The organism is Mycobacterium sp. TH-M116, from assembly GCF_057473685.1.
The window spans coordinates 12,012-34,776 of record NZ_JBYCLC010000052.1 but is presented as its reverse complement, the minus strand read 5'-3'; the positions used below and the strand labels follow the sequence as shown (position 1 = coordinate 34,776).

At 69.3% G+C, this 22,765-nt stretch carries 22 protein-coding genes and 1 pseudogene; 19 read left to right on the top strand and 4 right to left on the bottom strand.

What is annotated here, in order from left to right; translation table 11 throughout:
* Together AC2VOK_RS02455 and AC2VOK_RS02450 are read left to right on the top strand one after the other, a co-directional pair.
* On the top strand, positions 1–287 hold a 287-nt coding region (locus tag AC2VOK_RS02455), incomplete at its 5' end, for a helix-turn-helix domain-containing protein (RefSeq protein WP_486944280.1).
* Complete coding sequence (locus AC2VOK_RS02450; RefSeq protein ID WP_428899063.1) at positions 284–709, top strand: hypothetical protein; 426 nt, start codon at positions 284–286, stop codon at positions 707–709. The genes AC2VOK_RS02455 and AC2VOK_RS02450, both read left to right, overlap by 4 nt.
* Positions 710–784: 75 nt before the next feature.
* On the opposite strand, the gene AC2VOK_RS02445 is transcribed toward AC2VOK_RS02450, so the two are convergent.
* Entirely contained in the window at positions 785–1,285 is a 501-nt protein-coding gene (locus tag AC2VOK_RS02445; protein ID WP_428899062.1) for a DUF1990 domain-containing protein, read from the bottom strand.
* Between the two features lie 141 nt (positions 1,286–1,426).
* Between AC2VOK_RS02445 and AC2VOK_RS02440 the strand changes: the two are divergent.
* The 8 genes and pseudogenes from AC2VOK_RS02440 to AC2VOK_RS02405 all read left to right on the top strand — a co-directional run bounded on the left by AC2VOK_RS02440 (position 1,427) and on the right by AC2VOK_RS02405 (position 9,289).
* Positions 1,427–2,214: pseudogene (locus AC2VOK_RS02440) on the top strand (aldo/keto reductase).
* Between the two features lie 33 nt (positions 2,215–2,247).
* Positions 2,248–2,871, top strand: a complete 624-nt coding sequence (locus AC2VOK_RS02435) for a PaaI family thioesterase (RefSeq protein WP_428899061.1) — start codon at positions 2,248–2,250, stop codon at positions 2,869–2,871.
* Positions 2,872–2,936: 65 nt separating this feature from the next.
* Positions 2,937–4,994, top strand: coding sequence for a threonine--tRNA ligase (gene thrS, locus AC2VOK_RS02430; protein ID WP_428899060.1), 2,058 nt, complete (start codon positions 2,937–2,939; stop codon positions 4,992–4,994).
* Entirely contained in the window at positions 4,987–5,562 is a 576-nt protein-coding gene (locus tag AC2VOK_RS02425; protein ID WP_428899059.1) for an ATP adenylyltransferase, read from the top strand. The genes thrS and AC2VOK_RS02425 overlap by 8 nt, the downstream gene beginning before the upstream one ends.
* Positions 5,563–5,569: 7 nt before the next feature.
* Positions 5,570–6,202, top strand: a complete 633-nt coding sequence (gene pgsA, locus AC2VOK_RS02420) for a phosphatidylinositol phosphate synthase (RefSeq protein WP_428899058.1) — start codon at positions 5,570–5,572, stop codon at positions 6,200–6,202.
* Complete coding sequence (locus AC2VOK_RS02415; protein WP_428899057.1) at positions 6,199–7,128, top strand: phosphatidylinositol mannoside acyltransferase; 930 nt, start codon at positions 6,199–6,201, stop codon at positions 7,126–7,128. The genes pgsA and AC2VOK_RS02415 overlap by 4 nt, the downstream gene beginning before the upstream one ends.
* Positions 7,128–8,261, top strand: coding sequence for a glycosyltransferase family 4 protein (locus AC2VOK_RS02410; RefSeq protein WP_428899056.1), 1,134 nt, complete (start codon positions 7,128–7,130; stop codon positions 8,259–8,261). Before AC2VOK_RS02415 ends, AC2VOK_RS02410 begins: the two co-directional genes overlap by 1 nt.
* On the top strand, positions 8,261–9,289 hold the full coding sequence (locus tag AC2VOK_RS02405; protein WP_428899055.1) for an NUDIX hydrolase: 1,029 nt from the start codon (positions 8,261–8,263) through the stop codon (positions 9,287–9,289). Before AC2VOK_RS02410 ends, AC2VOK_RS02405 begins: the two co-directional genes overlap by 1 nt.
* Before the next feature lie 64 nt (positions 9,290–9,353).
* Here AC2VOK_RS02405 and AC2VOK_RS02400 read toward each other — a convergent pair whose 3' ends face one another.
* Positions 9,354–9,659, bottom strand: a complete 306-nt coding sequence (locus AC2VOK_RS02400) for a hypothetical protein (protein ID WP_428899054.1) — start codon at positions 9,657–9,659, stop codon at positions 9,354–9,356.
* Positions 9,660–10,049: 390 nt separating this feature from the next.
* On the opposite strand from AC2VOK_RS02400, the gene pdxS reads away from it, so the two are divergent.
* From pdxS to ruvB, 8 genes are all read left to right on the top strand, one after another.
* Positions 10,050–10,943, top strand: coding sequence for a pyridoxal 5'-phosphate synthase lyase subunit PdxS (pdxS, locus tag AC2VOK_RS02395; RefSeq protein WP_428899053.1), 894 nt, complete (start codon positions 10,050–10,052; stop codon positions 10,941–10,943).
* A 42-nt stretch (positions 10,944–10,985) separates the two neighbouring features.
* Positions 10,986–11,831 (top strand): acyl-CoA thioesterase II, encoded by an 846-nt coding sequence (gene tesB / locus AC2VOK_RS02390; protein ID WP_428899052.1) that lies wholly within the window; start codon positions 10,986–10,988, stop codon positions 11,829–11,831.
* Positions 11,828–12,424, top strand: coding sequence for a pyridoxal 5'-phosphate synthase glutaminase subunit PdxT (pdxT, locus tag AC2VOK_RS02385; RefSeq protein ID WP_428899051.1), 597 nt, complete (start codon positions 11,828–11,830; stop codon positions 12,422–12,424). The genes tesB and pdxT overlap by 4 nt, the downstream gene beginning before the upstream one ends.
* 47 nt (positions 12,425–12,471) lie before the next feature.
* Entirely contained in the window at positions 12,472–13,833 is a 1,362-nt protein-coding gene (locus AC2VOK_RS02380; protein WP_428899050.1) for an ABC1 kinase family protein, read from the top strand.
* Between the two features lie 125 nt (positions 13,834–13,958).
* On the top strand, positions 13,959–14,711 hold the full coding sequence (locus AC2VOK_RS02375) for a YebC/PmpR family DNA-binding transcriptional regulator (RefSeq protein WP_428899049.1): 753 nt from the start codon (positions 13,959–13,961) through the stop codon (positions 14,709–14,711).
* Positions 14,712–14,811: 100 nt separating this feature from the next.
* Positions 14,812–15,366 (top strand): crossover junction endodeoxyribonuclease RuvC, encoded by a 555-nt coding sequence (gene ruvC, locus AC2VOK_RS02370; protein WP_428899048.1) that lies wholly within the window; start codon positions 14,812–14,814, stop codon positions 15,364–15,366.
* The gene (ruvA, locus tag AC2VOK_RS02365) at positions 15,363–15,959 is read left to right on the top strand and encodes a Holliday junction branch migration protein RuvA (RefSeq protein ID WP_428899047.1); all 597 of its coding nucleotides are present in this window, start codon (positions 15,363–15,365) and stop codon (positions 15,957–15,959) included. The genes ruvC and ruvA overlap by 4 nt, the downstream gene beginning before the upstream one ends.
* Complete coding sequence (gene ruvB, locus AC2VOK_RS02360; protein WP_428899046.1) at positions 15,956–17,026, top strand: Holliday junction branch migration DNA helicase RuvB; 1,071 nt, start codon at positions 15,956–15,958, stop codon at positions 17,024–17,026. Before ruvA ends, ruvB begins: the two co-directional genes overlap by 4 nt.
* A gap of 25 nt (positions 17,027–17,051) precedes the next feature.
* Here ruvB and car read toward each other — a convergent pair whose 3' ends face one another.
* Both car and gabT read right to left on the bottom strand, forming a co-directional pair.
* Entirely contained in the window at positions 17,052–20,660 is a 3,609-nt protein-coding gene (gene car / locus AC2VOK_RS02355; protein WP_428899045.1) for a carboxylic acid reductase, read from the bottom strand.
* Positions 20,661–20,840: 180 nt separating this feature from the next.
* A complete protein-coding gene (gene gabT, locus AC2VOK_RS02350) occupies positions 20,841–22,190 on the bottom strand; it encodes a 4-aminobutyrate--2-oxoglutarate transaminase (RefSeq protein WP_428899064.1) in 1,350 nt (449 codons plus the stop codon).
* Between the two features lie 177 nt (positions 22,191–22,367).
* Here gabT and yajC point away from each other — a divergent pair, with 177 nt between their 5' ends.
* Positions 22,368–22,748 (top strand): preprotein translocase subunit YajC, encoded by a 381-nt coding sequence (gene yajC, locus AC2VOK_RS02345; RefSeq protein ID WP_428899044.1) that lies wholly within the window; start codon positions 22,368–22,370, stop codon positions 22,746–22,748.
* Positions 22,749–22,765: the final 17 nt, after the last annotated feature.

Here is a 22,765-nt window from a genome sequence, read left to right as displayed (position 1 = left end):
CCATCGGAGCCGCGGAGGCCGTCGATCGACTGTTCGGACTGCTCGACGACCTCGGATTCGCCCCCGAGTACCGCACGGCCGAGGGGCGGGAGCAGATCGGCTTGCGGCACTGCCCTTTCCTGGAGATCGCCGAAAACGACACCGGCATCGTCTGCCCCGCCCACCTCGGCGTGATGCAGGGCGCCCTGGCGGCCTGGGGGTCGCCGGTCTCGGTGAGCAGCCTCGACGCGTTCGTCCAACCCGATCTGTGCGTGGCGCACCTGACGCCGCGGGCGGACGCCCGATGATCGGCGCGTCGGCGGTCGCGGTTGCGGTCACCTTTGTCTGGCTGGGCATGGTGCTGGCCATCTCGTTCCTGGAGGCGCCGCTGAAGTTCCGTGCGCCCGGTGTAACGCTGCCGCTCGGGCTGGGCATCGGCCGCCTGGTCTTCCGCGCGCTCAATGCCGTCGAGATCGGCTTCGCCGTCGTGATCGTGGCGACCGTGGCCGCCGGCCCGGTACCGGTGCGATCCGCCGTGGCGCTGGGCGTGGCCGTTGCGGCGCTCCTGGCCCAGCTGCTGGCGGTGCGTCCCTCGCTGACCGCTCGTTCCGACCAGGTCCTCGCCGGACTGGACGCGCCACGCTCTCGCGCCCACTACTTCTACGTCGGTTTGGAGGTGCTCAAGGTGATGGCGTTGGTCGTAGCGGGGGTATCCCTGCTAGCCGGTTGACCGTTCGGCCCCCACCCGCAATCCCAGGGGCCCGCACAGGCGACGCCGTCAGGGACTCCGTGGTCCTGCCGGGCGTCAGACGGCGCGCAGGTAGCGCTTGGCGATGAGACGCTGGGCCACCGCCACCACCGGCCCGCCCGCCTTGCTCCACCAGGTCGCGGGACGGGAGAACGACGACACCTCCGCGAACACCGCGGCGGTGGCCGGGTCGTGGCGCACGACGAAGCGTTCCTCGCCGGACTCCGGGTGACCTGGAAGCGTGCCGTAGCCGAAGCCCCGGATGTCGGGTTCGTCGACGACGTACACCACGCGGCACGGTGCGGGCAGAAAACCCATCCGCACCACCACCACCGCGTCCAGGACCACGGTCTGTGAACTGGCCTGTACCCGCAGGCCCGACCCGCGTTGCATCCCCCAGCGCATGACGGCGTCGGCGGCCTGCTCGAATCGCTGGCGCCCGGTGCCGATCCGGGCCTCCACGTGGAGGTGGCCGTACCCGGCGGGCCGCCGGCCGGCGGCCGTCGCACCCACCTCGGGATAGGTGAGCGGAAGTTGTTCCAGCGCTTGTAGGTCCACCCGCCCAGCTTGCCACGCCGGGATGCGCGGTCCGGTTTCCGGCGTACGGTCGACGATGTGACCACACAGCGATTTACCCACGCGCCCGCAACGTTCACCATCGGCGGCGATCTGAGCGTCAACCGGCTCGGTTTCGGCGCCATGCGCCTGACCGGCAAGGGGGTATGGGGCCCGCCCGCCGACCGCGGCGAATGCGTCCGGGTGCTGCGGCGCGCCGCCGAGTTGGGCGTCAACTTCATCGACACCGCCGACTCGTACGGCCCCTACGTGTCCGAAGAGATCATCCGCGAAGCCCTGCATCCCTATCAGGGCCTGGTGATCGCGACCAAGGCCGGACTGCTGCGCACCGGCCCGGACGTCTGGGTTCCGCTGGGAAATCCGACGTATCTGCGCCAGGAATGCGAGATGAGCCTGCGCCGCCTCGGCGTCGACACCATCGACCTGTACCAGCTGCACCGCATCGACCCGGACTTCCCGCTGGCCGATCAGTTGGGCGAGCTGGTGGCCTTGAAGAACGAGGGCAAGATCCGCCACATCGGCCTGTCGGAGGTCAACGTCGACCAGCTCACCGCGGCCCAGCAGATCACCGAGATCGTGTCGGTGCAGAACATGTACAACCTGTCCGCCCGGGGCGCCGAGCCGCTGCTGGAGGCCGCGACGAGCCAGGGCATCGGCTTCATCCCGTGGTTCCCGCTGGCCGCCGGACCGCTGGCGGACCCGGACGGGCCGCTGGGCACATAGCCGCCGAGCACGACGCGACACCGTCGCAGCTGGCGCTGGCGTGGCTGCTCAACCGCTCGCCGGTGATGTTGCCGATCCCGGGCACTTCCAAGGTGGCCCACCTGGAGGAGAACGTGGCCGCCGCCGCGATCGAGTTGAGCGAACAAGAGGTCGAACTGCTCGGCGCCGTCGGGGAACAGAACGCCTGACCGCGCCGGGGCGAAGGCGGATACGGTGTCCCGGTGACCAGCGACCAGGCCCGGCACCCCGGCGGCGGATTCAATCCTCCCGAACCGACGACCAAGGGCGGACCCGACTACGGCCGGTTCGTCGACGCGGTGCGCAGGATGCAGGACCACGCGCGCGCCGTCGACGCACCCGACGAGGTGATCACCGAGGCGGCCAACCTGCTGGAGAAGGTGTCGGCGCTGCTGAGCCCGTACGACGCCGACGAGTGGCGCTCCCCGTCGGGCCGCCGGATGGACCTGCCGATGCGCGGCAACATCCTCGCGATCCCGATGTCGGCGCACAAAACCGACGACGGCCGGATCCGCGGCTGGGCCCGGTTCGCCCGGTTCCATCTGGGACGCAACGGCGCCGTGCACGGCGGCTGCCTGGGGATGCTGTTCGACAGCGTGCTGGGGCTGACGTCCTCGGTGCTCACCGGCGGCCCCTTCCAGCGCACGGCCTACCTCAAGGTCGACTACCGCCACATCGTGCCGATCGAGCAGGAACTGCAGTTCGACGCCGGTATCGACCGGGTCGACGGGCGCAAGATCTTCGTGTCGGGCCGGCTCAGCGACGGTGCGGAGCTGCTGGCCGAGGCCGAGGCGCTGTTCGTGCGGCTCAAGCCTGGGCAGCCCTGAGGTGCCCCGGCCCCGATAGCATGGCAGCGATCATCACCGCACCCGAAGCTTGGAGAACCGACCCGATGAGCGCCCCCGCCGACCCCGCCCCCGGAGCAGTGACGATCCGGGTTCCCGCGGGGACCACCGCGGCCGCCGCCGTGCGGGACGCGGGGCTGCCCGGGCGCGGGGCGCCCGACGCGATCGTGGTGGTGCGCGACGCCGAGGGCACGCTGCGCGACCTGAGCTGGGTACCCGACGCCGACGCCGAGGTCGTCCCGGTGGCAGCCGACACCGAGGAGGGGCGCAGCGTCATCCGGCACTCCACCGCCCACGTGTTGGCCCAGGCCGTCCAGAACCTGTTCCCGCAGGCCAAGCTGGGCATCGGGCCGCCGATCACCGACGGCTTCTACTACGACTTCGAGGTCCCGGAGCCGTTCACACCCGAGGACCTGGCGGCGCTGGAGAAGCGGATGCGTCAGATCGTCAAGGACGGGCAGCTGTTCGACCGGCGGGTCTACGAGTCCAAGGACGCCGCGCGCGCCGAGCTGGCCGGCGAGCCCTTCAAACTCGAACTCGTCGACGACAAATCCGGCGACCCCGAGGTCATGGAGGTCGGGGGCGAGGAGCTCACCGCCTACGACAACCTCAATCCCCGCACCCGGGAACGGGTCTGGAGTGACCTGTGCCGCGGACCGCACATCCCGACCACCAGGCACATCCCGGCGTTCAAGCTGACCCGCAGCTCGGCCGCCTACTGGCGGGGCGATCAGAGAAATGCCAGCCTGCAACGCATCTACGGCACCGCCTGGGAGTCGGCCGAGGCGCTGGAGCGCCACCTCGAACTGATCGAGGAGGCTCAGCGCCGCGACCACCGCAAGCTGGGTGCCGAGCTGGATCTGTTCAGCTTCCCCGACGAAATCGGTTCCGGCCTGGCAGTTTTCCACCCCAAGGGCGGCATCGTGCGCCGTGAACTCGAAGAGTACTCGCGGCGCAAGCACATCGAGGCCGGCTACGAGTTCGTCAACACCCCGCACATCACCAAGGCGCAGCTGTTCCACACCTCGGGCCACCTGGACTGGTACGCCGAGGGCATGTACCCGCCGATGCACCTCGACGCCGAGTACGACGACGACGGAACGGTGCGCAAGCCGGGCCAGGACTACTACCTCAAGCCGATGAACTGCCCGATGCACACGCTGATCTTCGCCTCGCGGGGGCGGTCGTACCGCGAACTGCCTTTGCGGCTCTTCGAATTCGGAACCGTGTACCGCTACGAGAAGTCCGGCGTGGTGCACGGGCTGACCCGGGCGCGCGGGTTCACCATGGACGACTCGCACATCTTCTGCACCCGCGAGCAGCTGCACGGCGAGCTGGCGTCGCTGCTGCGGTTCGTGCTCGAGCTGCTCGGCGACTACGGGCTGGAGGACTTCTACCTGGAGCTCTCCACCAAGGACCCGGAGAAGTTCGTCGGCTCCGACGAGATGTGGGAGCAGGCCACCGAATCACTGGCGCAGGTGGCGGCCGAGTCGGGCCTGGAGCTGGTTCCCGATCCCGGAGGTGCGGCGTTCTACGGCCCCAAGATCTCGGTGCAGGCCCGCGACGCGCTCGGCCGCAGTTGGCAGATGTCGACCATCCAGGTGGATTTCAACTTCCCCGAGCGCTTCGCACTCGAGTACACCGCGTCCGACGGCGCCCGCCGGCGCCCGGTGATGATCCACCGGGCGCTGTTCGGCTCGATCGAGCGGTTCTTCGGCATCCTGACCGAGCACTACGCGGGGGCTTTCCCGGCATGGCTGGCGCCCGTTCAAGTGGTCGGCATCCCGGTGGCCGACGAGCATGTCCCCTATCTGGAAGACGTTGCTGCGCAGTTGAAGTCGCGTGGGGTGCGGGTCGAGGTGGACGGCAGTGACGACCGGATGGCCAAGAAGATCGTCCACCACACCGCCCAGCGGGTGCCGTTCATGCTGCTGGCCGGTGACCGCGACGCGGCGGCCGGGGCGGTGAGTTTCCGTTTCGGCGACCGCAGCCAGATCAACGGCGTGGCGCGCGACAGCGCGGTCGATGCCATCGTGAGCTGGATCGCCGACCGCGAGAATTCTTCTCCCACAGCAGAACTGGTGAAGGTGGCACGTGGTGAGTGAATCGCAGGAGGGCGCGGAAAACGCCGACGAGACCATTCTCGACACCGGTGTCGGCGAGTGCGATCACCTGCAACGCCTGTGGACGCCCTACCGGATGACCTATCTGGCCGAAGCGCCGCGCAAGCGCGACGACGCCAAACCCGAGGAGCCGTTCACCGACATTCCCCGTCTTTCCGACGAGGACGGGCTGGTGGTCGCGCGCGGCGAACTCGTCTACGCCGTGCTCAACCTGTATCCCTACAACCCTGGGCATCTGATGGTGGTGCCCTATCGGAAGGTCTCCGAGCTCGAGGACCTGACCGATCCGGAGAGTGCCGAGCTGATGGCGTTCACTCAGAAGGCGATTCGCGTGATCAAGAGCGTCTCGCAACCGCACGGCTTCAACGTCGGCATGAACCTGGGCACCTCGGCGGGTGGGTCACTGGCCGAGCACCTGCACGTGCACGTCGTACCGCGCTGGGGTGGCGACGCGAACTTCATCACCATCATCGGCGGTTCCAAGGTGATTCCGCAGTTGCTGCGCGACACGCGGCGGCTCCTGGCCACCGAATGGGACAGACAGCCGTGAGCGGCTCATGAGTAAGGCCCCCTTCTTGTCTCGTGCGGCGTTCGCGCGGATCACCGCTCCCGCCGCGCGGGCCATGTTGCGGCTCGGTGTGACGCCGGACGCCGTCACCGTCGTGGGCACCGTGGCGTCGGTGGCGGCGGCGCTGACTCTTTTCCCGGTGGGGAAGCTGTTCGTCGGCGCCCTGGTGATCTCGTTTTTCGTCATGTTCGACATGCTCGACGGGGCGATGGCCCGCGAACGTGGCGGCGGCACCCGCTTCGGCGCGGTGCTGGACGCGACCTGCGACCGCGTCAGCGACGGCGCGGTGTTCGGCGGGCTGCTGTGGTGGGCGGCATTCGGCCTGCACGACCGCCTGCTGGTGGCGGCGACGTCGATCTGCCTGGTCACCTCCCAGGTCATCTCCTACATCAAGGCGCGCGCGGAAGCCAGCGGGCTGCGCGGGGACGGCGGACTCATCGAACGCCCGGAGCGGCTGATCATCGTGCTGGCCGGCGCCGGAGTGTCGGACTTTCCCTTGCTCGCGTGGCAGCCCGCGCTGCCCGTGGCGATGTGGTTGCTGGGGGTGGCCAGCGTGCTCACCTGCGTCCAGCGGCTGCGCACGGTGCGGAACTCGCCCGGCGCGTCGGAGCCCATGCCGTGATCCTGAATCCGGACCGGCTGACCGGCGCCGTCAGCGACTGGACCTATGCGACCGGCTGGCGGGCGGTGCGGACGATGCCCGAATTCGCGGCCCGCACCGCGTTCGACGCGGGGGCACGCTACGCGGCCCGGCGCGGCGGCCCGGCGCAGCTGCGCAAGAATCTGGCCCGCGTCATCGGGGTTGCGCCGGCCGAAGTGCCTGACCCGCTGATGCGGGCCTCGCTGGCGTCCTATGCCCGCTACTGGCGTGAGGCGTTCCGGCTGCCGACCATGGACCTCCGGACGCTGGCGCGCCGGCTCGACGCCTCATTCGTCGGCGTGGAGAACATGGACGCCGCCTTGGCCGCCGGCCGCGGAGCGGTGTTCGCACTGCCGCACAGCGGTAACTGGGACATGGCCGGGGTGTGGATGGCGCAGACGCACGGCACGTTCACCACCGTTGCCGAACGCCTCAAACCCGAGTCGCTGTACCGGCGCTTCATCGCCTACCGCGAGGGCCTGGGCTTCGAGGTGCTGCCGCTGTCCGGCGGACAGCGACCGCCCTTCGACGTGTTGTGCGACCGGCTGCGTGCCAACCGGGCGGTATGCCTGCTGGCCGACCGTGACCTCACCCGCGCCGGGGTCCAGGTCGACTTCTTCGGCGAGCCCACCCGGATGCCGGCCGGGCCCGCCAAGCTCGCCGTCGAGACCGGGGCCGCCCTGGTGCCCGCGCACTGCTGGTTCGCAGAAGACGGCTGGGGCATTTCGCTGCACCCCGCCCTGGACTGCAGCAGCGGTGACATCGGTGCGATCACCCAGGCGCTGGCCGACCGGTTCGCCACGAACATCGCCGCACACCCCGAGGACTGGCACATGCTGCAACCGCAGTGGCTGGCCGATCTTGCGCCCCGTGCCGATGCCGGACAGGCCCGCCCGAAGGAAGCCTGATGCGCATCGGAATGGTGTGTCCGTACTCGTTCGACGTACCGGGCGGGGTGCAGTCGCATGTGCTGCAGCTGGCCGAGGTGATGCGCGCCCGCGGACACGAGGTCAGCGTGCTCGCCCCGGCGTCCCCCGATGCGTCGCTGCCCGAGTACGTCGTGTCGGCCGGCAAGGCGATCCCGATTCCTTACAACGGCTCGGTGGCGCGGCTGCAGTTCAGCCCGGCGGTGCACGGCCGCGTCCGGCGCTGGCTGGCCGAGGGCGACTTCGACGTGCTGCACCTGCACGAACCCAACGCGCCCAGCCTGTCGATGTGGGCGCTGCGCGTGGCCGAGGGTCCGATCGTCGCGACGTTTCACACCTCGACGACGAAGTCGCTGACGCTGACGGTGTTCCAGGGGGTGCTGCGGCCCTGGCACGAGAAGATCGTCGGCCGGATCGCGGTGTCCGACCTGGCCCGGCGCTGGCAGATGGAGGCGCTGGGCACCGACGCGGTGGAGATCCCCAACGGCGTCGATGTCGCCTCGTTCGCCTCCGCGCCGCTGCTGGACGGGTATCCGCGCCCGGGCAAGACGGTGCTGTTCCTGGGCCGCTACGACGAGCCCCGCAAGGGCATGTCGGTGCTGCTCGACGCCCTGCCGCGGGTGGTGGAGCGGTTCGCGGACCTGCAATTGCTGGTCGTCGGCCCCGGCGACGAGCACGAATTGCGCGCCCACGCGGGCGAATTGGCGCGCCACATCCGCTTCCTGGGCCTGGTGGACGACGCGGGGAAGGCGTCGGCGATGCGCAGCGCCGACGTGTACTGCGCTCCCAACATCGGCGGCGAGAGTTTCGGCATCGTGCTGGTGGAGGCGATGGCCGCCGGCACCGCGGTGGTCACCAGCGACCTGCACGCGTTCCGGCGCGTCCTGCTCGACGGCAAGCTGGGCCGCCTGGTGCCGGTCGGCCCGAACCGGAGCGGCGCCGCGCTGGCCGACGGGCTGATCGCGGTGCTGGAGGACGACGCGCTGCGGCAACGCTACGTCGCGGCCGGTTCCGAGGCGGTGCTCGGCTACGACTGGTCGGTGGTCGCCGACCAGATCATGCGGGTGTACGAGACGGTCGCCGGGGCGGGCGCCAAGGTCCGGGTGGCCAGCTGATGATCTGGCTGTTGGTCACGGTGGCCCTGCTGGTCCTGGCGCTGGCGATGGCCGGTGTGTGGGCGTATCAAACCGCCAACCGGCTCGACCGGTTGAACGTGCGCTACGACCTGTCCTGGCAGGCGCTCGACGGTGCGCTGGCCCGCCGCGCCGTGGTGGCGCGCGCTGTGGCGATCGATGCCTACGGAGGCGCGTCGGAGGGCAGGCGACTGGCGGCGCTGGCCGACGCCGCCGAGGGTGCGCCCCGCCCCGAGCGCGAACACGCGGAGAACGAGCTGTCCGGCGCGCTGGCGATGGTCGATCCCGCGTCTCTGCCGGCCGGGCTGATCGCCGAGCTGGCTGACGCCGAGGCGCGGGTGGTGCTGGCCCGCCGGTTCCACAACGACGCGGTGCGCGACACCCTCGCGCTGGCCGAGCGGCGTCTGGTGCGCGCCCTCCGTCTCGGCGGAACAGCCACTCTGCCAAGTTATTTCGAGATCGCCGAGCGGCCGCACGCGTTGGCCCACCGCGATCACGGGGTGCTCAACCACCGCACGTCGGCGCGGGTGGTGCTGCTCGACCACACCGGCGCGGTACTGCTGCTGTGCGGATCGGATCCGGCGATCACCGATCGCCCCGCGCCGCGGTGGTGGTTCACCGTGGGCGGCGAAATGCGTACCGGCGAGCGGCTGGCCGAGGCGGCGGCGCGCGAGTTGGCCGAGGAAACGGGCCTACGGGTCGCGGCGGCCGACCTGGTCGGGCCGGTGTGGCGGCGCGACGAGGTCTTCGAGTTCAACGGTTCGCTGATCGACAGCGAGGAGTTCTACTTCGTCCACCGCACCCACCGGTTCGAGCCGTCCGCCCGGGACCGCACCGCTTTGGAACACCGCTACATCCACGGCCACCGCTGGTGCGATGCCTCGGGGATTGCGGCGCTGGCCGCGGCCGGGGAGACGGTGTACCCGCTACAGCTCGGCGGGTTGCTGGACGAGGCGAACGCGCTGGCGGATGCACGCCCGGCGGGCGCGCGGCTACGGCCCATCCGATAACTGCTCGTAGTCCGGTAACCGGTGTCGTCAGTGGCCGAATTGGCTATGGAGAGCCATGTGGGTGTCAGCGTGTGACGATGTCGCCCATGTCGATGGCGACCAGCAGTGGATCCGGAATGCATTCGTAGTCTCCCCGCCACGCGTAGACACGGCGGATGGTGGGGATCATGATGCCACTGACTTCGCGATAGCCGGTCGCGTAATTCAATCCTGGCGAACCGCTGAGGATGTCGACGGTGTAGTCGTGCCGCCGTCGCAGCCCGTCCGCGCCGAAGCAGAAGATCTGTTCGCGGGTGGGGCTTTTGATCCCCGGTCGGGAAAAGTGAGCCTCGCCGAACAGGTCGGTGCCGCGCTGCCGGCACGCCGTCATTCATGACGTGCAACTTTCCGCGGCGATCCGTCTCGCACCGTTTTTGCGGCCTCGATGAACACCGCCAATTCCCGGGCGATGTCGGGCCCGGTGGGTTGATAGATCACCTCGGTTATCCCGGCGGCGGCGATCCCTTGTCGGTGCGTTCAGCGTCACCTGGCAGGCCCTCCGGCCAGGGTTGCGCATTCGTCCCAAGCTTTCGTGCTCTGCGCCGCTACCGGGCCCGGCTCCAGCTCGCGTTCGCTAGAGGTGTCGAGTTGGCCAATGCGCACGAATGGATGGTCGGTGCTGCCACGCGTGCCGCACATTGTCGATGGGACGGGTTGCGGAGGACAACCCGCTGGTGTGTGCCCACTAGACTGGGGCCACAACGGTGAGGAAAGGCAAGCAGTGGACAGCGCGGTGAAGACTGGAACAGCACGGGTCAAGCGCGGCATGGCCGAGATGCTCAAGGGCGGCGTCATCATGGACGTCGTCACCCCGGAGCAGGCCCGCATCGCCGAGGGCGCCGGGGCGGTCGCGGTGATGGCGCTGGAACGGGTACCCGCCGACATCCGCGCCCAGGGCGGGGTGTCGCGGATGAGCGACCCCGACATGATCGAGGGCATCAAGGACGCCGTCACCATCCCGGTGATGGCCAAGGCGCGCATCGGGCACTTCGTGGAGGCGCAGATCCTGCAGAGCCTCGGCGTGGACTACGTCGACGAGTCCGAGGTGCTGACCCCCGCCGACTACACCCACCACATCGACAAGTGGAAGTTCACCGTGCCGTTCGTGTGCGGGGCGACCAACCTCGGCGAGGCGCTGCGCCGCATCAACGAGGGCGCGGCGATGATCCGCTCCAAAGGAGAGGCCGGCACCGGCGACGTCTCCAACGCCACCACGCACATGCGCGCTATCAGCGGCGAGATCCGCCGGCTGACGTCTCTGTCGGAGGACGAATTATTCGTAGCGGCAAAGGAATTGCAGGCGCCCTACGACCTGGTCGTCGAGGTGGCCCGCGCGGGCAAGCTGCCCGTCACGCTGTTCACCGCGGGCGGCATCGCCACGCCGGCCGACGCGGCGATGATGATGCAGCTCGGCGCCGAGGGCGTCTTCGTCGGCTCGGGCATCTTCAAGTCCGGCGATCCCGCGCAGCGCGCCGCCGCGATCGTCAAGGCCACGGCGTTCCACGACGACCCCGACGTGCTGGCCAAGGTGTCGCGTGGCCTGGGTGAGCCGATGGTCGGCATCAACACCGAGCAACTCGCCCAGCCGGAGCGCCTCGCCCAGCGCGGCTGGTAGGACTTGCGATGAGCGCTTGCGCGAAGAGCAGACGGTTTTAGCGTGTCGATCGAGCAGATCCTCGATCTCGAGCAACTCGAGGTCAACATCTATCGGGGGAACGTGTTCAGCCCCGACTCGGGCTACTTCCAGCGCACCTTCGGCGGACATGTGGCGGGCCAGTCGCTGGTGTCCGCGGTGCGCACCGTCGAGCCCGGACATCTGGTGCACTCGCTGCACGGCTACTTCATCCGGCCCGGCGACGCCAACGCGCCCACGGTGTTCCTCGTCGAGCGGCTGCGCGACGGCGGCTCGTTCTGTACCCGGCGGGTCAACGCCGTCCAGCATGGCGAAACGATCTTCTCCATGTCGGCGTCGTTCCAGACCGGCCAGGAGGGCATCAGCCACCAGGACGCCATGCCGTCGGCGCCGCCGCCGGACGGGCTGCCGGGGTTGAGCTCGATGAAGGTCTTCGACGAAGCCGGTTTCCGCCAGTTCGAGGAGTGGGACATCCGCATCGTCCCGCAGGAACGCCTGCAGCACCTGCCCGGCAAGGCCTCCCAGCAGCAGGTGTGGTTCCGCCACCGCGACCCGCTGCCCGACGATCCGGTGCTGCACATCTGTGCCCTGGCCTACATGAGCGACCTGACGCTGCTGGGGTCGGCGCAGGTCACCCACCTCGACGAGCGTGAACACCTGCAAGTGGCCTCACTCGACCACGCGATGTGGTTCATGCGGACGTTCCGGGCCGACGAGTGGCTGCTCTACGACCAGTCCTCGCCGTCGGCCTGCGGTGGTCGCGCGCTGTGCCAGGGCAAGATCTTCGACCGGCACGGCGAGATGGTGGCCGCTGTGATGCAGGAAGGCCTGACCCGCTTCCCCCGCGGATACCCGCCCGCGCGGCGATGAATGCCCCGAAGATCGGGGTGCTGGCGTTGCAGGGCGACACCCGCGAGCACCTGGCCGCGCTGCGCGATGCCGGCGCCGACGCGATCCCGGTGCGCCGCCGCGGCGAACTCGACTCGATGGACGGGCTGGTCCTGCCGGGCGGGGAATCCACCACCATCAGTCATCTGCTGCGCGAGCTGGACCTGCTGGAGCCGTTGCGGGCGCGGCTGGCCGGGGGCCTGCCGGCCTACGGCGCCTGTGCCGGCATGATCCTGCTCGCCAGCGAGATTCTCGACGCCGGCGCCGGGGAGCGCACTGCGCTGCCCCTGTGCGCAATCGATATGACGGTGCGGCGCAACGCCTTCGGGCGCCAGGTCGACTCGTTCGAGGGCGATGTCGGATTCGCGGGCCTGGATGATCCGGTGCGGGCGGTGTTCATCCGCGCGCCGTGGGTGGAACGGGTGGGTTCCGGTGTCGAGGTGCTGGCGTCGGCCGCTGGGCACCCGGTCGCGGTGCGGCAGGGTCCGGTGCTGGCGACGGCGTTTCATCCCGAGATGACCGGCGACCGGCGGATCCACCGGTTGTTCGTGGACATGGTGACCGGCCGGGTCTGATCGCAACCGCCCGGTCGGCATGCCCGCCGACCGGGCATGATGTGCCCATGGCAGACATCAAGCGGGGCGGGCTGCATCGGGCTGCCAAGTTGGCGAGTCTGCCGGCAGGGGTGGTCGGTCGCGCCGCTCTGGGCGTCGGCAAGCGGATGACGGGCAAATCCAAGGACGAGGTGAACGCCGAGCTCCTGGAGAAGGCCGCCGACGAAATGTTCACGGTGCTCGGCGAACTCAAGGGCGGCGCCATGAAGGTCGGACAGGCGCTGTCGGTCATGGAAGCCGCGATACCGCCGCAATTCGCCGACCCGTTCCGCGAAGCGCTGGTCAAGTTGCAGAGTGAGGCTCCGCCGCTGCCGGCGCCCACGCTGCACCGGGTGCTCGACGGGCAGCTGGGCATCAAGTGGCGGGAACGATTCCGGTCTTTCGACGACACCCCCGTCGCCGCGGCGAGCATCGGGCAGGTGCATAAAGGCGTGTGGAGGGACGGCCGCGAGGTCGCCGTCAAGATTCAATACCCGGGCGCCGACGAGGCTCTGCGGGCGGATCTCAAACTGATCCAGCGGTTCAGCTGGGTCGCCAAGCAGGTCGTTCCGGGCGCCGATGTGGACCGGCTGGTGGCGGAGATCCACGACACCATGGAAGCGGAATTGGACTATCGCCGGGAGGCCGAAAATCAGCGCGCCTTCGCCGCCGCCTACGCCGGCGATCCAAAGTTCGCGGTGCCACCCGTGGTCGCCAGCGCGCCCAAGGTCGTCGTTTCGGAGTGGATGGAAGGCCGGCGCCTGTCCTCGGTCATCGCCCAGGGGACCCGCGCGGCGCGCGATTCCGCGGCCGCGTTGCTCATCGAGTTCACCCTCAGCTCGCCCGCTCGGGTCGGGTTGGTGCACGCCGACCCGCATCCGGGCAACTTCATGCTGCTGCCCGACGGCCGTCTGGGGATCGTCGACTTCGGTGCCGTCGCCGAGCATCCCGGTGGCGTCCCTGCCGGTTTCGGCGAACTCCTGTGCTGGGCGCGCGACGAGCAGTGGGACCACGTCATCCGGCTGTTGAAGGAGCTTCGGTTCATGCCGCCCAGCTACGATCTGACGCCCGAGCAGTTGGTGGAGTACCTCCAGCCGCTGTGGCCCTACATCGACCCATTGCGGTCCGGTGAGTTCCACTTCACCCGCGAGTGGTTCCAGAAGTCGGCGATCGTCACCGCCGATCCACTGGCCGACGGATTCGGCAACCGGTTCAAGATGGCCCGGAACCTGACCATCCCGCCCGGCTATGTCATGTTGCTGCGCACCCTCGGCGGGCTGCTGGGCGTGGCCGTGCAACTCGACGCCACGACCGCTTACGCGGAACTCATCGAGCGGTGGGTGCCGGGATTCTTCCCTCCCGACGAACCTCCGCCACCCGTGCTCGGGTGAGCGGTGATCATGCCGGCGTTGTCCACCTTCGGGCGGGTCGCCCAGGGTGTCACCGCGAAAACCGCGCCGCGCGGCCACGTAGACTCGGCTGGCCAGGACGTAACCAGGGAATGAGATAGGACGGCATGAGCGGCCACTCCAAATGGGCCACCACCAAGCACCAGAAGGCTGTCAAAGACGCGCGCCGCGGCAAGATGTTCGCCCGCCTGATCAAGAACATCGAGGTCGCGGCCCGGGTCGGTGGCGGAGACCCGGCGGGCAACCCGACGCTGTACGACGCCATCCAGAAGGCCAAGAAAAGCTCGGTCCCCAACGACAACATCGAGAAGGCGCGTAAGCGGGGCGCCGGCGAGGAGGCCGGCGGCGCCGACTGGCAGACCATCACTTACGAGGGCTACGCCCCCAACGGGGTGGCGGTGTTGATCGAGTGCCTCACCGACAACCGCAACCGCGCCGCCAGCGAGGTGCGGGTTGCGATGACACGCAACGGCGGAACCATGGCCGACCCCGGATCGGTGGCATACCTGTTCGCCCGCAAAGGCGTGATCACGCTGGAAAAGAACGGCCTGACCGAAGACGACGTGCTGGCGGCCGTGCTCGAGGCCGGCGCCGAGGACGTCACCGATCTGGGCGACAGCTTCGAGATCCTCACCGAGCCGGCCGACCTGGTCGCCGTGCGGACCGCGCTGCAGGACGCCGGGATCGACTACGACTCCGCCGACGCGGGGTTCCAGCCGTCGGTGACCGTGCCGCTGGACGCCGAGGGCGCCCGCAGGGTGATGAAACTGGTCGACGCGCTCGAAGACAGCGACGACGTGCAAGATGTCTGGACCAACGCCGACATCCCCGACGAGATCCTGGCCGAGATCGAAGAGTGACCTGCGTCGGCGCCGGTCGTCCGCGCCGCGTGTCCTGCCCAGTGGTGTCGGCGTCGCCCGCTAAGCTGTCGAACAACTGTTCTATAGGCGGGAGCGGGTAATGCGGGTGATGGGCGTCGATCCAGGGTTGACCCGCTGCGGCCTGTCCGTCGTCGAGAGCGGTCGTGGCCGCCAGGTCATCGCGCTGGACGTCGACGTCGTGCGGACGCCGGCCGGCGAGCCACTGGATCGCCGCTTGCTGGCGATCAGCGAGGCCGTCGACCACTGGCTGGACACCCATCGTCCCGACGTCCTGGCCATCGAGCGCGTGTTTGCCAATCAGAACGCGAACACCGCGATGGGCACCGCGCAGGCCGGCGGCGTGATCGCGCTCGCGGCCGCCAAACGCGACATCGGCGTCCACTTCCATACGCCCAGCGAGGTCAAGGCCGCGGTCACCGGCAACGGGGCCGCCGACAAGGCGCAGGTCACCGCGATGGTCACCAGAATCCTCGCATTGCAGGCCAAACCGACGCCCGCCGACGCCGCTGACGCACTGGCCCTGGCGATCTGCCACTGCTGGAGGGCGCCGATGATCGCCCGGATGGCCGAGGCCGAGAAGAAGGCCGCCGAGCAACGCAGGAAGTTCGCCGCGAAGATCAAGGCCGCGCGATGATCGCCTCGGTGCGGGGAGAGGTGCTCGAGGTGGCGCTGGACCACGTCGTCGTCGAGGCCGCCGGCGTGGGCTACAAGCTGATGGCCGCCCCGTCCACGTTGTCGACCTTGCGCCGCGGCGACGAGGCCCGGTTGGTCACCGCGATGATCGTGCGCGAGGACTCGATGACGTTGTACGGTTTCGCCGACGCCGACGCCCGCGACCTGTTCTTGACGCTGCTGGGGGTCTCCGGTGTCGGGCCCAAGATCGCGCTGGCCACCCTCGCGGTGTACGACGCGCCCGCGTTGCGCCAGGCGCTGCACGACGGCGATGTCACCGCGCTGACCCGGGTGCCGGGCATCGGCAAACGCGGGGCCGAACGGATGGTGCTCGAGCTGCGCGACAAGGTAGGTGCGGGCGCGGCGGGCCCGACGGGCGGCGCCGCACGCAACGGGCATACCGTGCGCGGTCCCGTCGTGGAGGCCCTGGTGGGTCTCGGTTTCGCCGCCAAGCAGGCCGAGGAGGCCACCGACAAGGTGCTGGCCGGCGATGCGGACGCGACGACGTCGGACGCCCTGCGGGCCGCCCTCTCGCTGCTGGGGAAGTCGCGGTGAGCGAGGACGACCACGCCGAAACGCCCGAGGGGCATGCCGATCGCGAGCTGTCGCCGTCGCTGACCGTCGGCGAGGGTGACGTCGACGTCAGCCTGCGGCCCCGCTCGCTACGGGAGTTCATCGGCCAGCCGCGGGTGCGCGAACAGTTGCAGCTGGTCATCGAGGGAGCCAAGAATCGCGGCGGCACGCCCGATCACATCCTGTTGTCCGGGCCGCCGGGCCTGGGCAAGACATCGCTGGCCATGATCATCGCCGCCGAGCTCGGGTCGTCGCTGCGGGTGACGTCCGGGCCCGCGTTGGAACGCGCCGGCGACCTGGCGGCCATGCTGTCCAACCTGATCGAGCACGACGTGTTGTTCATCGATGAGATCCACCGTATTGCCCGGCCCGCCGAAGAGATGCTCTACCTGGCCATGGAGGACTTCCGGGTCGACGTGGTCGTCGGCAAGGGCCCGGGGGCGACGTCGATCCCGCTGGAGGTGGCGCCGTTCACGCTGGTCGGCGCGACCACCCGGTCCGGCGCGCTGACCGGCCCGCTGCGCGATCGCTTCGGGTTCACCGCCCACATGGATTTCTACGAGCCGGCCGAACTGGAGCGGGTGCTGACCCGCTCGGCGGGGATCCTGGGCATCGAGCTCGGCGCCGACGCCGGTGCGGAGATCGCCCGGCGCTCGCGCGGCACCCCGCGGATCGCCAACCGGCTGCTGCGCCGGGTCCGTGACTTCGCCGAGGTGCGCGCCGACGGTGTGATCACCCGCGACGTCGCCAAATCCGCCCTGGAGGTCTACGACGTCGACGAGCTGGGCCTCGACCGATTGGACCGGGCGGTGCTGTCGGCGCTGACCCGCAACTTCGGCGGCGGCCCGGTCGGGGTGTCGACGCTGGCGGTGGCCGTCGGGGAGGAGGCCGCCACCGTCGAGGAGGTGTGCGAGCCGTTCCTGGTGCGCGCCGGCATGGTCGCGCGCACCCCGCGCGGCCGGGTGGCCACCGCGTTGGCCTGGACCCACCTGGGCATGACGCCGCCACCGGGGGCCGCCGCGCTCGGCCAGCCGGGCCTGTTCGACTGAGGCGCCCCGCCGCTTTTCTCTGGTGTTACAGCAATCCGAGCAACTGCAGGTCGGTCGCGTACTTGACGATGACCGGCGCCGTGACATGCGGAATGTCTTTGTCCGGGCCGATCTTCGCTTCTTGCACCGCGGCGCGGAAGCGGTCGGTCGGCGCCAGCGACCCGCGCAGCGGCTTCTCGGGCTTGCCGTAGTTGTGTAGCAGCGGCAGCAGCGAGTACTGGCGCTGGCGCTCGGGCAGGGCCCGCAGCGCGGTCTCGAAGCGCTGAAACCACTGCGCGTAGTCGCCGACGCGGTGGATCCGGTACCCGGCTTCGATGAGCCAGTCGACGTACTCGTCGAGCCCGATGCCGTCGTCGTAGGGGTTCATCACGTGGTACGTCTGGAAGGCGTCGGCGTTGTCGAGCGCCTGCGCGCCCAGCGTGGAGATCGCCGCGGCGATGAACTCGACGGGCAGGCCGTCGTAGTGCGCGCGCGGCCGGTTGCCGTCGGCGTCCAGCTCGTAGAACGACCCTGGCGCGATCCCGGTGGCCACCAGGCTCAGCATCAGCCGGGTGAACATGTCGGGCAGGTTGAGCTGGCCCGCATAGGTGGTGTCGGCCAGGATCATGTCGCAGCGGAACACCGCGACCGGCAGGCCACACAGGTCGTGCGCCTCGCGCAGCAGCACCTCGCCGGCCCATTTGCTGGTGCCGTAGCCGTTGGCGTAGTCGTCGTTGATCTCGCGGGTGGCGCTGATCTGGCGGATGTCGGCGTCCTCGACGAACTGTCCCGGCGCGATCTGGTCGCCCACACCGATCGTCGACACGTAGGTGTAGGGCTTGCGCTTGGTGGTCAGCGCGATCTTGATCAGCTCGGCGGTGCCCAGTGCGTTGGGGCCGAACAGCTCGCTGTAGGGCAGCACGTGGTTGACCAGTGCAGCCGGGTCGACGATCAGGTCGACCGTGTCGGCCAGCCGCTGCCACGTCTGGGGGTCCAGGCCGAGGTTGGCCTCGCCCTTGTCGCCGGCGATGACCTCGAGATGGTCGGCGGCCAGCTTCTGGTAGTGCGCGAGCAACTCGGAGTCGCCTTCGGGTGAGCCGACGCCGAAGGTCTTGTCCAGGCGGGCCCGCGCGTCGTCGTCGGAGCGGGCCCGGACCAGGGCGATCACCGTGCCGCCGACGAGGTCCATGCGTTCCAGCCAGTCCAGCGCCAGGTAGCGGCCCAGGAAGCCGGTGGTGCCGGTCAGCAGCACCGTGCGCACCTCGGCGGACGGCTCGGGCAGGTTCGGCGCTGCGGTCAGCGTCTCCTCGTCGAGGAACTTGTCCAGCGTGAGGTCGCTCGCCCGCACCGTCGTCGCGTCGCGCCCGTGCACGGTGGCGAACGTGGGCCGCTTGGAGCCCCGCCGCTCGGTCTCGATGTAGTCGGCGATGGCCGCCAGGTCGTTGGCCGGGCTGACGATGACGCCGACCGGCACGTCGATGTCGAAGATCTCGTACAGCAGGTTGCCGAACGTCAACGCCGACAACGAGTCTCCGCCCAGCTCGGTGAAGTGGATGTCGGGGGACAGCTCGGAGGAACCCGCGCCCAACAGGGCGCCGGCAGCCCGGCTCACCGTCTGCAGCACCGGCGCCTCGGCGCCGCTGCGGCGCAGCTCGACGAGTTCGTTGGCCTGCCCCTCGGCCAGCTCGGCGTAGAGCCGCTCCAGCCGCTCGCCGTAATGCGCCTTGAGTTTGGGCCAGGCCAGCTTCCGGATGCCGGTGAGCAGGCCGTTCTCCACGGTGAAAGGCGTGGTCTCGACGAGGAAGTCGCGCGGCACCTCATAGGACTGCAGCCCGGTCTCTTTGGCGACCTTCTGCAGCGAGTCGGCGATCCGCGGCTTGAGCGCCGCCGGGTCATCGACACCGGCCAGCGCGTCTTCGGTTGGCACCACCACTGCCAGCAGATAGGGCTGGGCGCTGTTGCCGTAGACGTAGATCTGTCGGACCAACGGGCTGTTGCCGAAGGCGGCCTCCAGCTTGGCCAGGGTGACGAACTCGCCCTGCGCGAGCTTGAGCACGTTGTTGCGGCGGTCGACGTAGGCCAGCCGGTCCGGGCCGGTCTCGGCGAAGACGTCTCCGGTCCGGTAGTACCCGTCGTCGCCGAACACCCCGGCGGTGATCTCGGGCCGCTTGTAGTAGCCGGGGAACATGTTCAGGGTCTTGAGCACAAGCTCGCCGCGCGGATACGGCCGGTCGGTGCCGAAGTAGCCCAGCTCGGGAACGTCGATCAGCTTGTAGTCGACGACGGGCGGGCGCTGCACCTCGCCGTCGAACAGCACCATTCCGGCCTCGGTGGAGCCGTAGCCGTCCATCAGGTGCATCTCGAGCAGCGATTCCACCCAGTTCCGCAGCTCGGGGGATGTCGGCGCCGAGCCCGTCATCGCGAAGATGAACCGCCCACCCAGCAGATACCGGCGCTGCTCGGCGAGCACCGCGGCTTCCACCTCCGCGTGGTCGGCGGCGCCCGCGGCGAGCCGCTGCTGCACCTGGCGCTGGAAGTCGCCGAACAGCGTCTCCCAGATCCGCGGTACGAAATTCAGCTCGGTGGGCCGCACCAGGGCGAGGTCTTCCAGCAGCGTCGACAGGTCACTGCGGGCGGCGAAGTAGGCGGTGCCGCCGTTGCCCAGCGTGCCGTAGAGGATCCCGCGACCCATGACGTGGCTCATCGGCATGAAGTTGAGGGTGATCGACGCGGCGCTGGGACCGAACCAGTTCCTTCTCGACCGGCACCACATCTTGGCCACATTGCTCTGCGGATACATCGCGCCCTTGGGGGCACCGGTACTGCCGGAGGTGTAGATCAGCAGGGCCAGCGGGTCCTCTTCGGTCGGCTCGTCGGCCGACGCGGCATCCGGGCCGCCCGCAAGGCTCTTCCCGCGATCGAGGGCCTCGGCCAGCGTCTCGACGGCCACCCCGGTACCCGTCAGGCGCCCGCGGGCGGTGTCCACGGCCTCGCGCTCGTCGTCGACCTGCGGGTGGTAGTCGAACACCACGAGCTTGGCGGGCGCGATTCCGCTCTCGCGGCCTGTCAGGATCAGCTCGACGGCCACGGGCAGCTGGTTCACGCTGGCCGCGATCGTGCTGGGCTTGGTCTCGGTCGCGATCGGTTGCAGCTGGGTGATCGCCGAGCCGGTCTGCAGCGGCACCGACACCGCGCCGATCAGGCCCAGAGCCACGTCGATGGTGGTGAAGTCAACGCTGTTGAAGCCCAGGACAGCCACCCGGTCACCGGGGCGCACCGAGTCTGCGGTCAGGGCACGCGCCAGCGCGTCGGCCCGCTCGTTCAGCTCACCGTAGGTGACGGTCTCGAAGCGGGGGAGCAGTTCGAGCACCGTGCGTCCGGTCCTGGGATGTTCGACGAACTCCACGACGCGCTGCCCCAGGGCCGGCCGGTCGGCATAGCGCTCCAGCACGGTCCGGATCACCCGTGACAGCCCCAGACCAGGCTGATCGAGGGCCTCGGCGACGGCCGGGTCCGGTCGGGTGGCGGCGAACTGAGGGTCGGTTGCGGTCAGGTGCTCGACGCGGCGCGCGAGCCACTCTTCGTGAGTTGTGTTCGACCCGTGAGTTGTGTTCGACCCGTGAGTTGTGTTCGACCCGTGCGTTGTTTTCGACATAAGACAGTTCCTTGTGCGTTTTGGATCTAAGTAGGTAATTTGCGCAGCTCCGCGCTTCTGCCTAGAACGTTAGCTAACATAATTAAATTTCTCCAAGAGCAGGTTCCGGAAATGTGAGCTTGCCCACGGCGATCGGCGCACGGCAATGATGATGCGCAGCGATGCGCGGTGCCCCCCGGGTCAGAGTTCGGAAAGGATTCCGGCCAGGACGTCGAGTCCCTCGCCGAGCAATTCGTCGCTGATGGTCAGTGGGGGCAACAGCCGGATCACGTTCCCGTACATGCCACAGGTCAAGACGATGACCCCGGCCGCATGGGCAGCGCTCGCCAGCTGACCGGTCAGCGCGGCGTCCGGGTCCGCGGTCCCCGACTTCACCAGTTCGACGGCGACCATCGCGCCGCGGCCGCGGACGTCGCCGATCCGGTCGTCATTGGCCTGCAGCCGCGTCAGCCGGTCGATCATCAGCCGTTCCAGCTGCCGGGCCCGCTCGACGAGGTTGTCGTGCTCGATGGTCTCGATGGTGGCCAGCGCCGCTGCGCACACCACCGGGTTTCCGCCGAAGGTGCCGCCCAAACCGCTGACGTGGGGGGCGTCCATGATCTCGGCGCGGCCGGTGACGGCCGACAACGGAAGGCCGCCGGCGATGCCTTTTGCGGTGCAGATCAGGTCGGGCTCAAGACCGTGTGGCCCCTCATGCTCGCACGCGAACATCGCACCTGTGCGGGCGAAGCCCGTCTGTACCTCGTCGGCGATGAACACCACGTCGTTGCTGCGACACCAATCCAGCAGCGCGGGCAGGAACCCCTCGGCCGGGACGATGAACCCGCCCTCGCCCTGGATCGGCTCGATGATCACGGCGGCCAGGTTGCCGGCACCGACCTGCTTCTCCATGACGCCGATCGCCCGCTCGGCGGCCAGTGCACCGTTGGTGGCCATCTCCTTGTCCGACAGCCCGTCGCGATAGGGGTAGGACAGCGGCGCCCGATAGACCTCCGGCGCGAACGGTCCGAATCCGCTCTTATAGGGCATGGACTTCGCGGTGAGCGCCATGGCCAGGTTGGTGCGGCCATGGTAGGCGTGGTCGAAGGCCACGACTGCGGGCTTGCGGGTGTAGGACCGTGCCACCTTGATGGCGTTCTCGACCGCCTCGGCTCCGGAGTTGAACAGCACCGAACGCTTCTCGCCCGATCCCGGGGTGATTCGGTTGAGCTTCTCTGCGACGGCGACGTACTGCTCGTAGGGCGTCACCATGAAGCAGGTGTGGGTGAACTCGGCCACCTGCGCGCGCACCGCGTCCACGACGCGCGGCGCGGAGTTGCCGATCGTGGTGACCGCGATGCCCGAACCCAGGTCGATGAGCCGGTTGCCGTCGACGTCCTCGACGATGCCGCCCGCGGCACGCGCGGCGAACACCGGCATCGTGACGCCCACACCGGCCGACACCGCCGCGGTCCGGCGTCTGGTCAGTTCCAGCGAGGCGGGACCGGGGATCTCGGTGACCAGCTGGCGAGTCTGCTCGAGGCCGGCCACGATCTCCTCCTCACCGCGGCGCGCCTTTCGCGCCACGAAAGCCACCCTATCTGGGCGCGGCGGGGCCGCCGAAAAGTGCCTGCGCCCGGTGCCGGTGGGGCCTAGCTGCGGCTTGTCGCACCGAGAGGGCAGACTGGACGCCGGGTCGACACACCGAGACGAAAGACGGGCGCCGCCATGGAGAGTTTGGTCCTGTTCCTGCCGTTCCTGCTCATCATGGGCGGGTTCATGTATTTCGCGTCGCGTCGCCAGAAGCGGGCGATGCAGTCGACCATCGACCTGCAGGAGTCGCTGCGCCCCGGGGACCGGGTGCACACCACCTCAGGGATGGAAGCCACCATCGTCGCGATCGCCGACGACACCGTCGAGCTCGAGATCGCGCCCGGCGTGGTGACCCGATGGATGAAACTGGCCGTTCGCGACCGGATCCTGCCCGACGAATTCGACGAATTCGACGAACTCGACGAAGACGAACCCTCGAGCGGGTTGCCGGACCCCGGCGAACGCGGGGATGCCGCCGACCCCTCCGGCGAAAGCCCGCTGCGCAAGAATTTCTGACAGGTTCCCGGCTACCC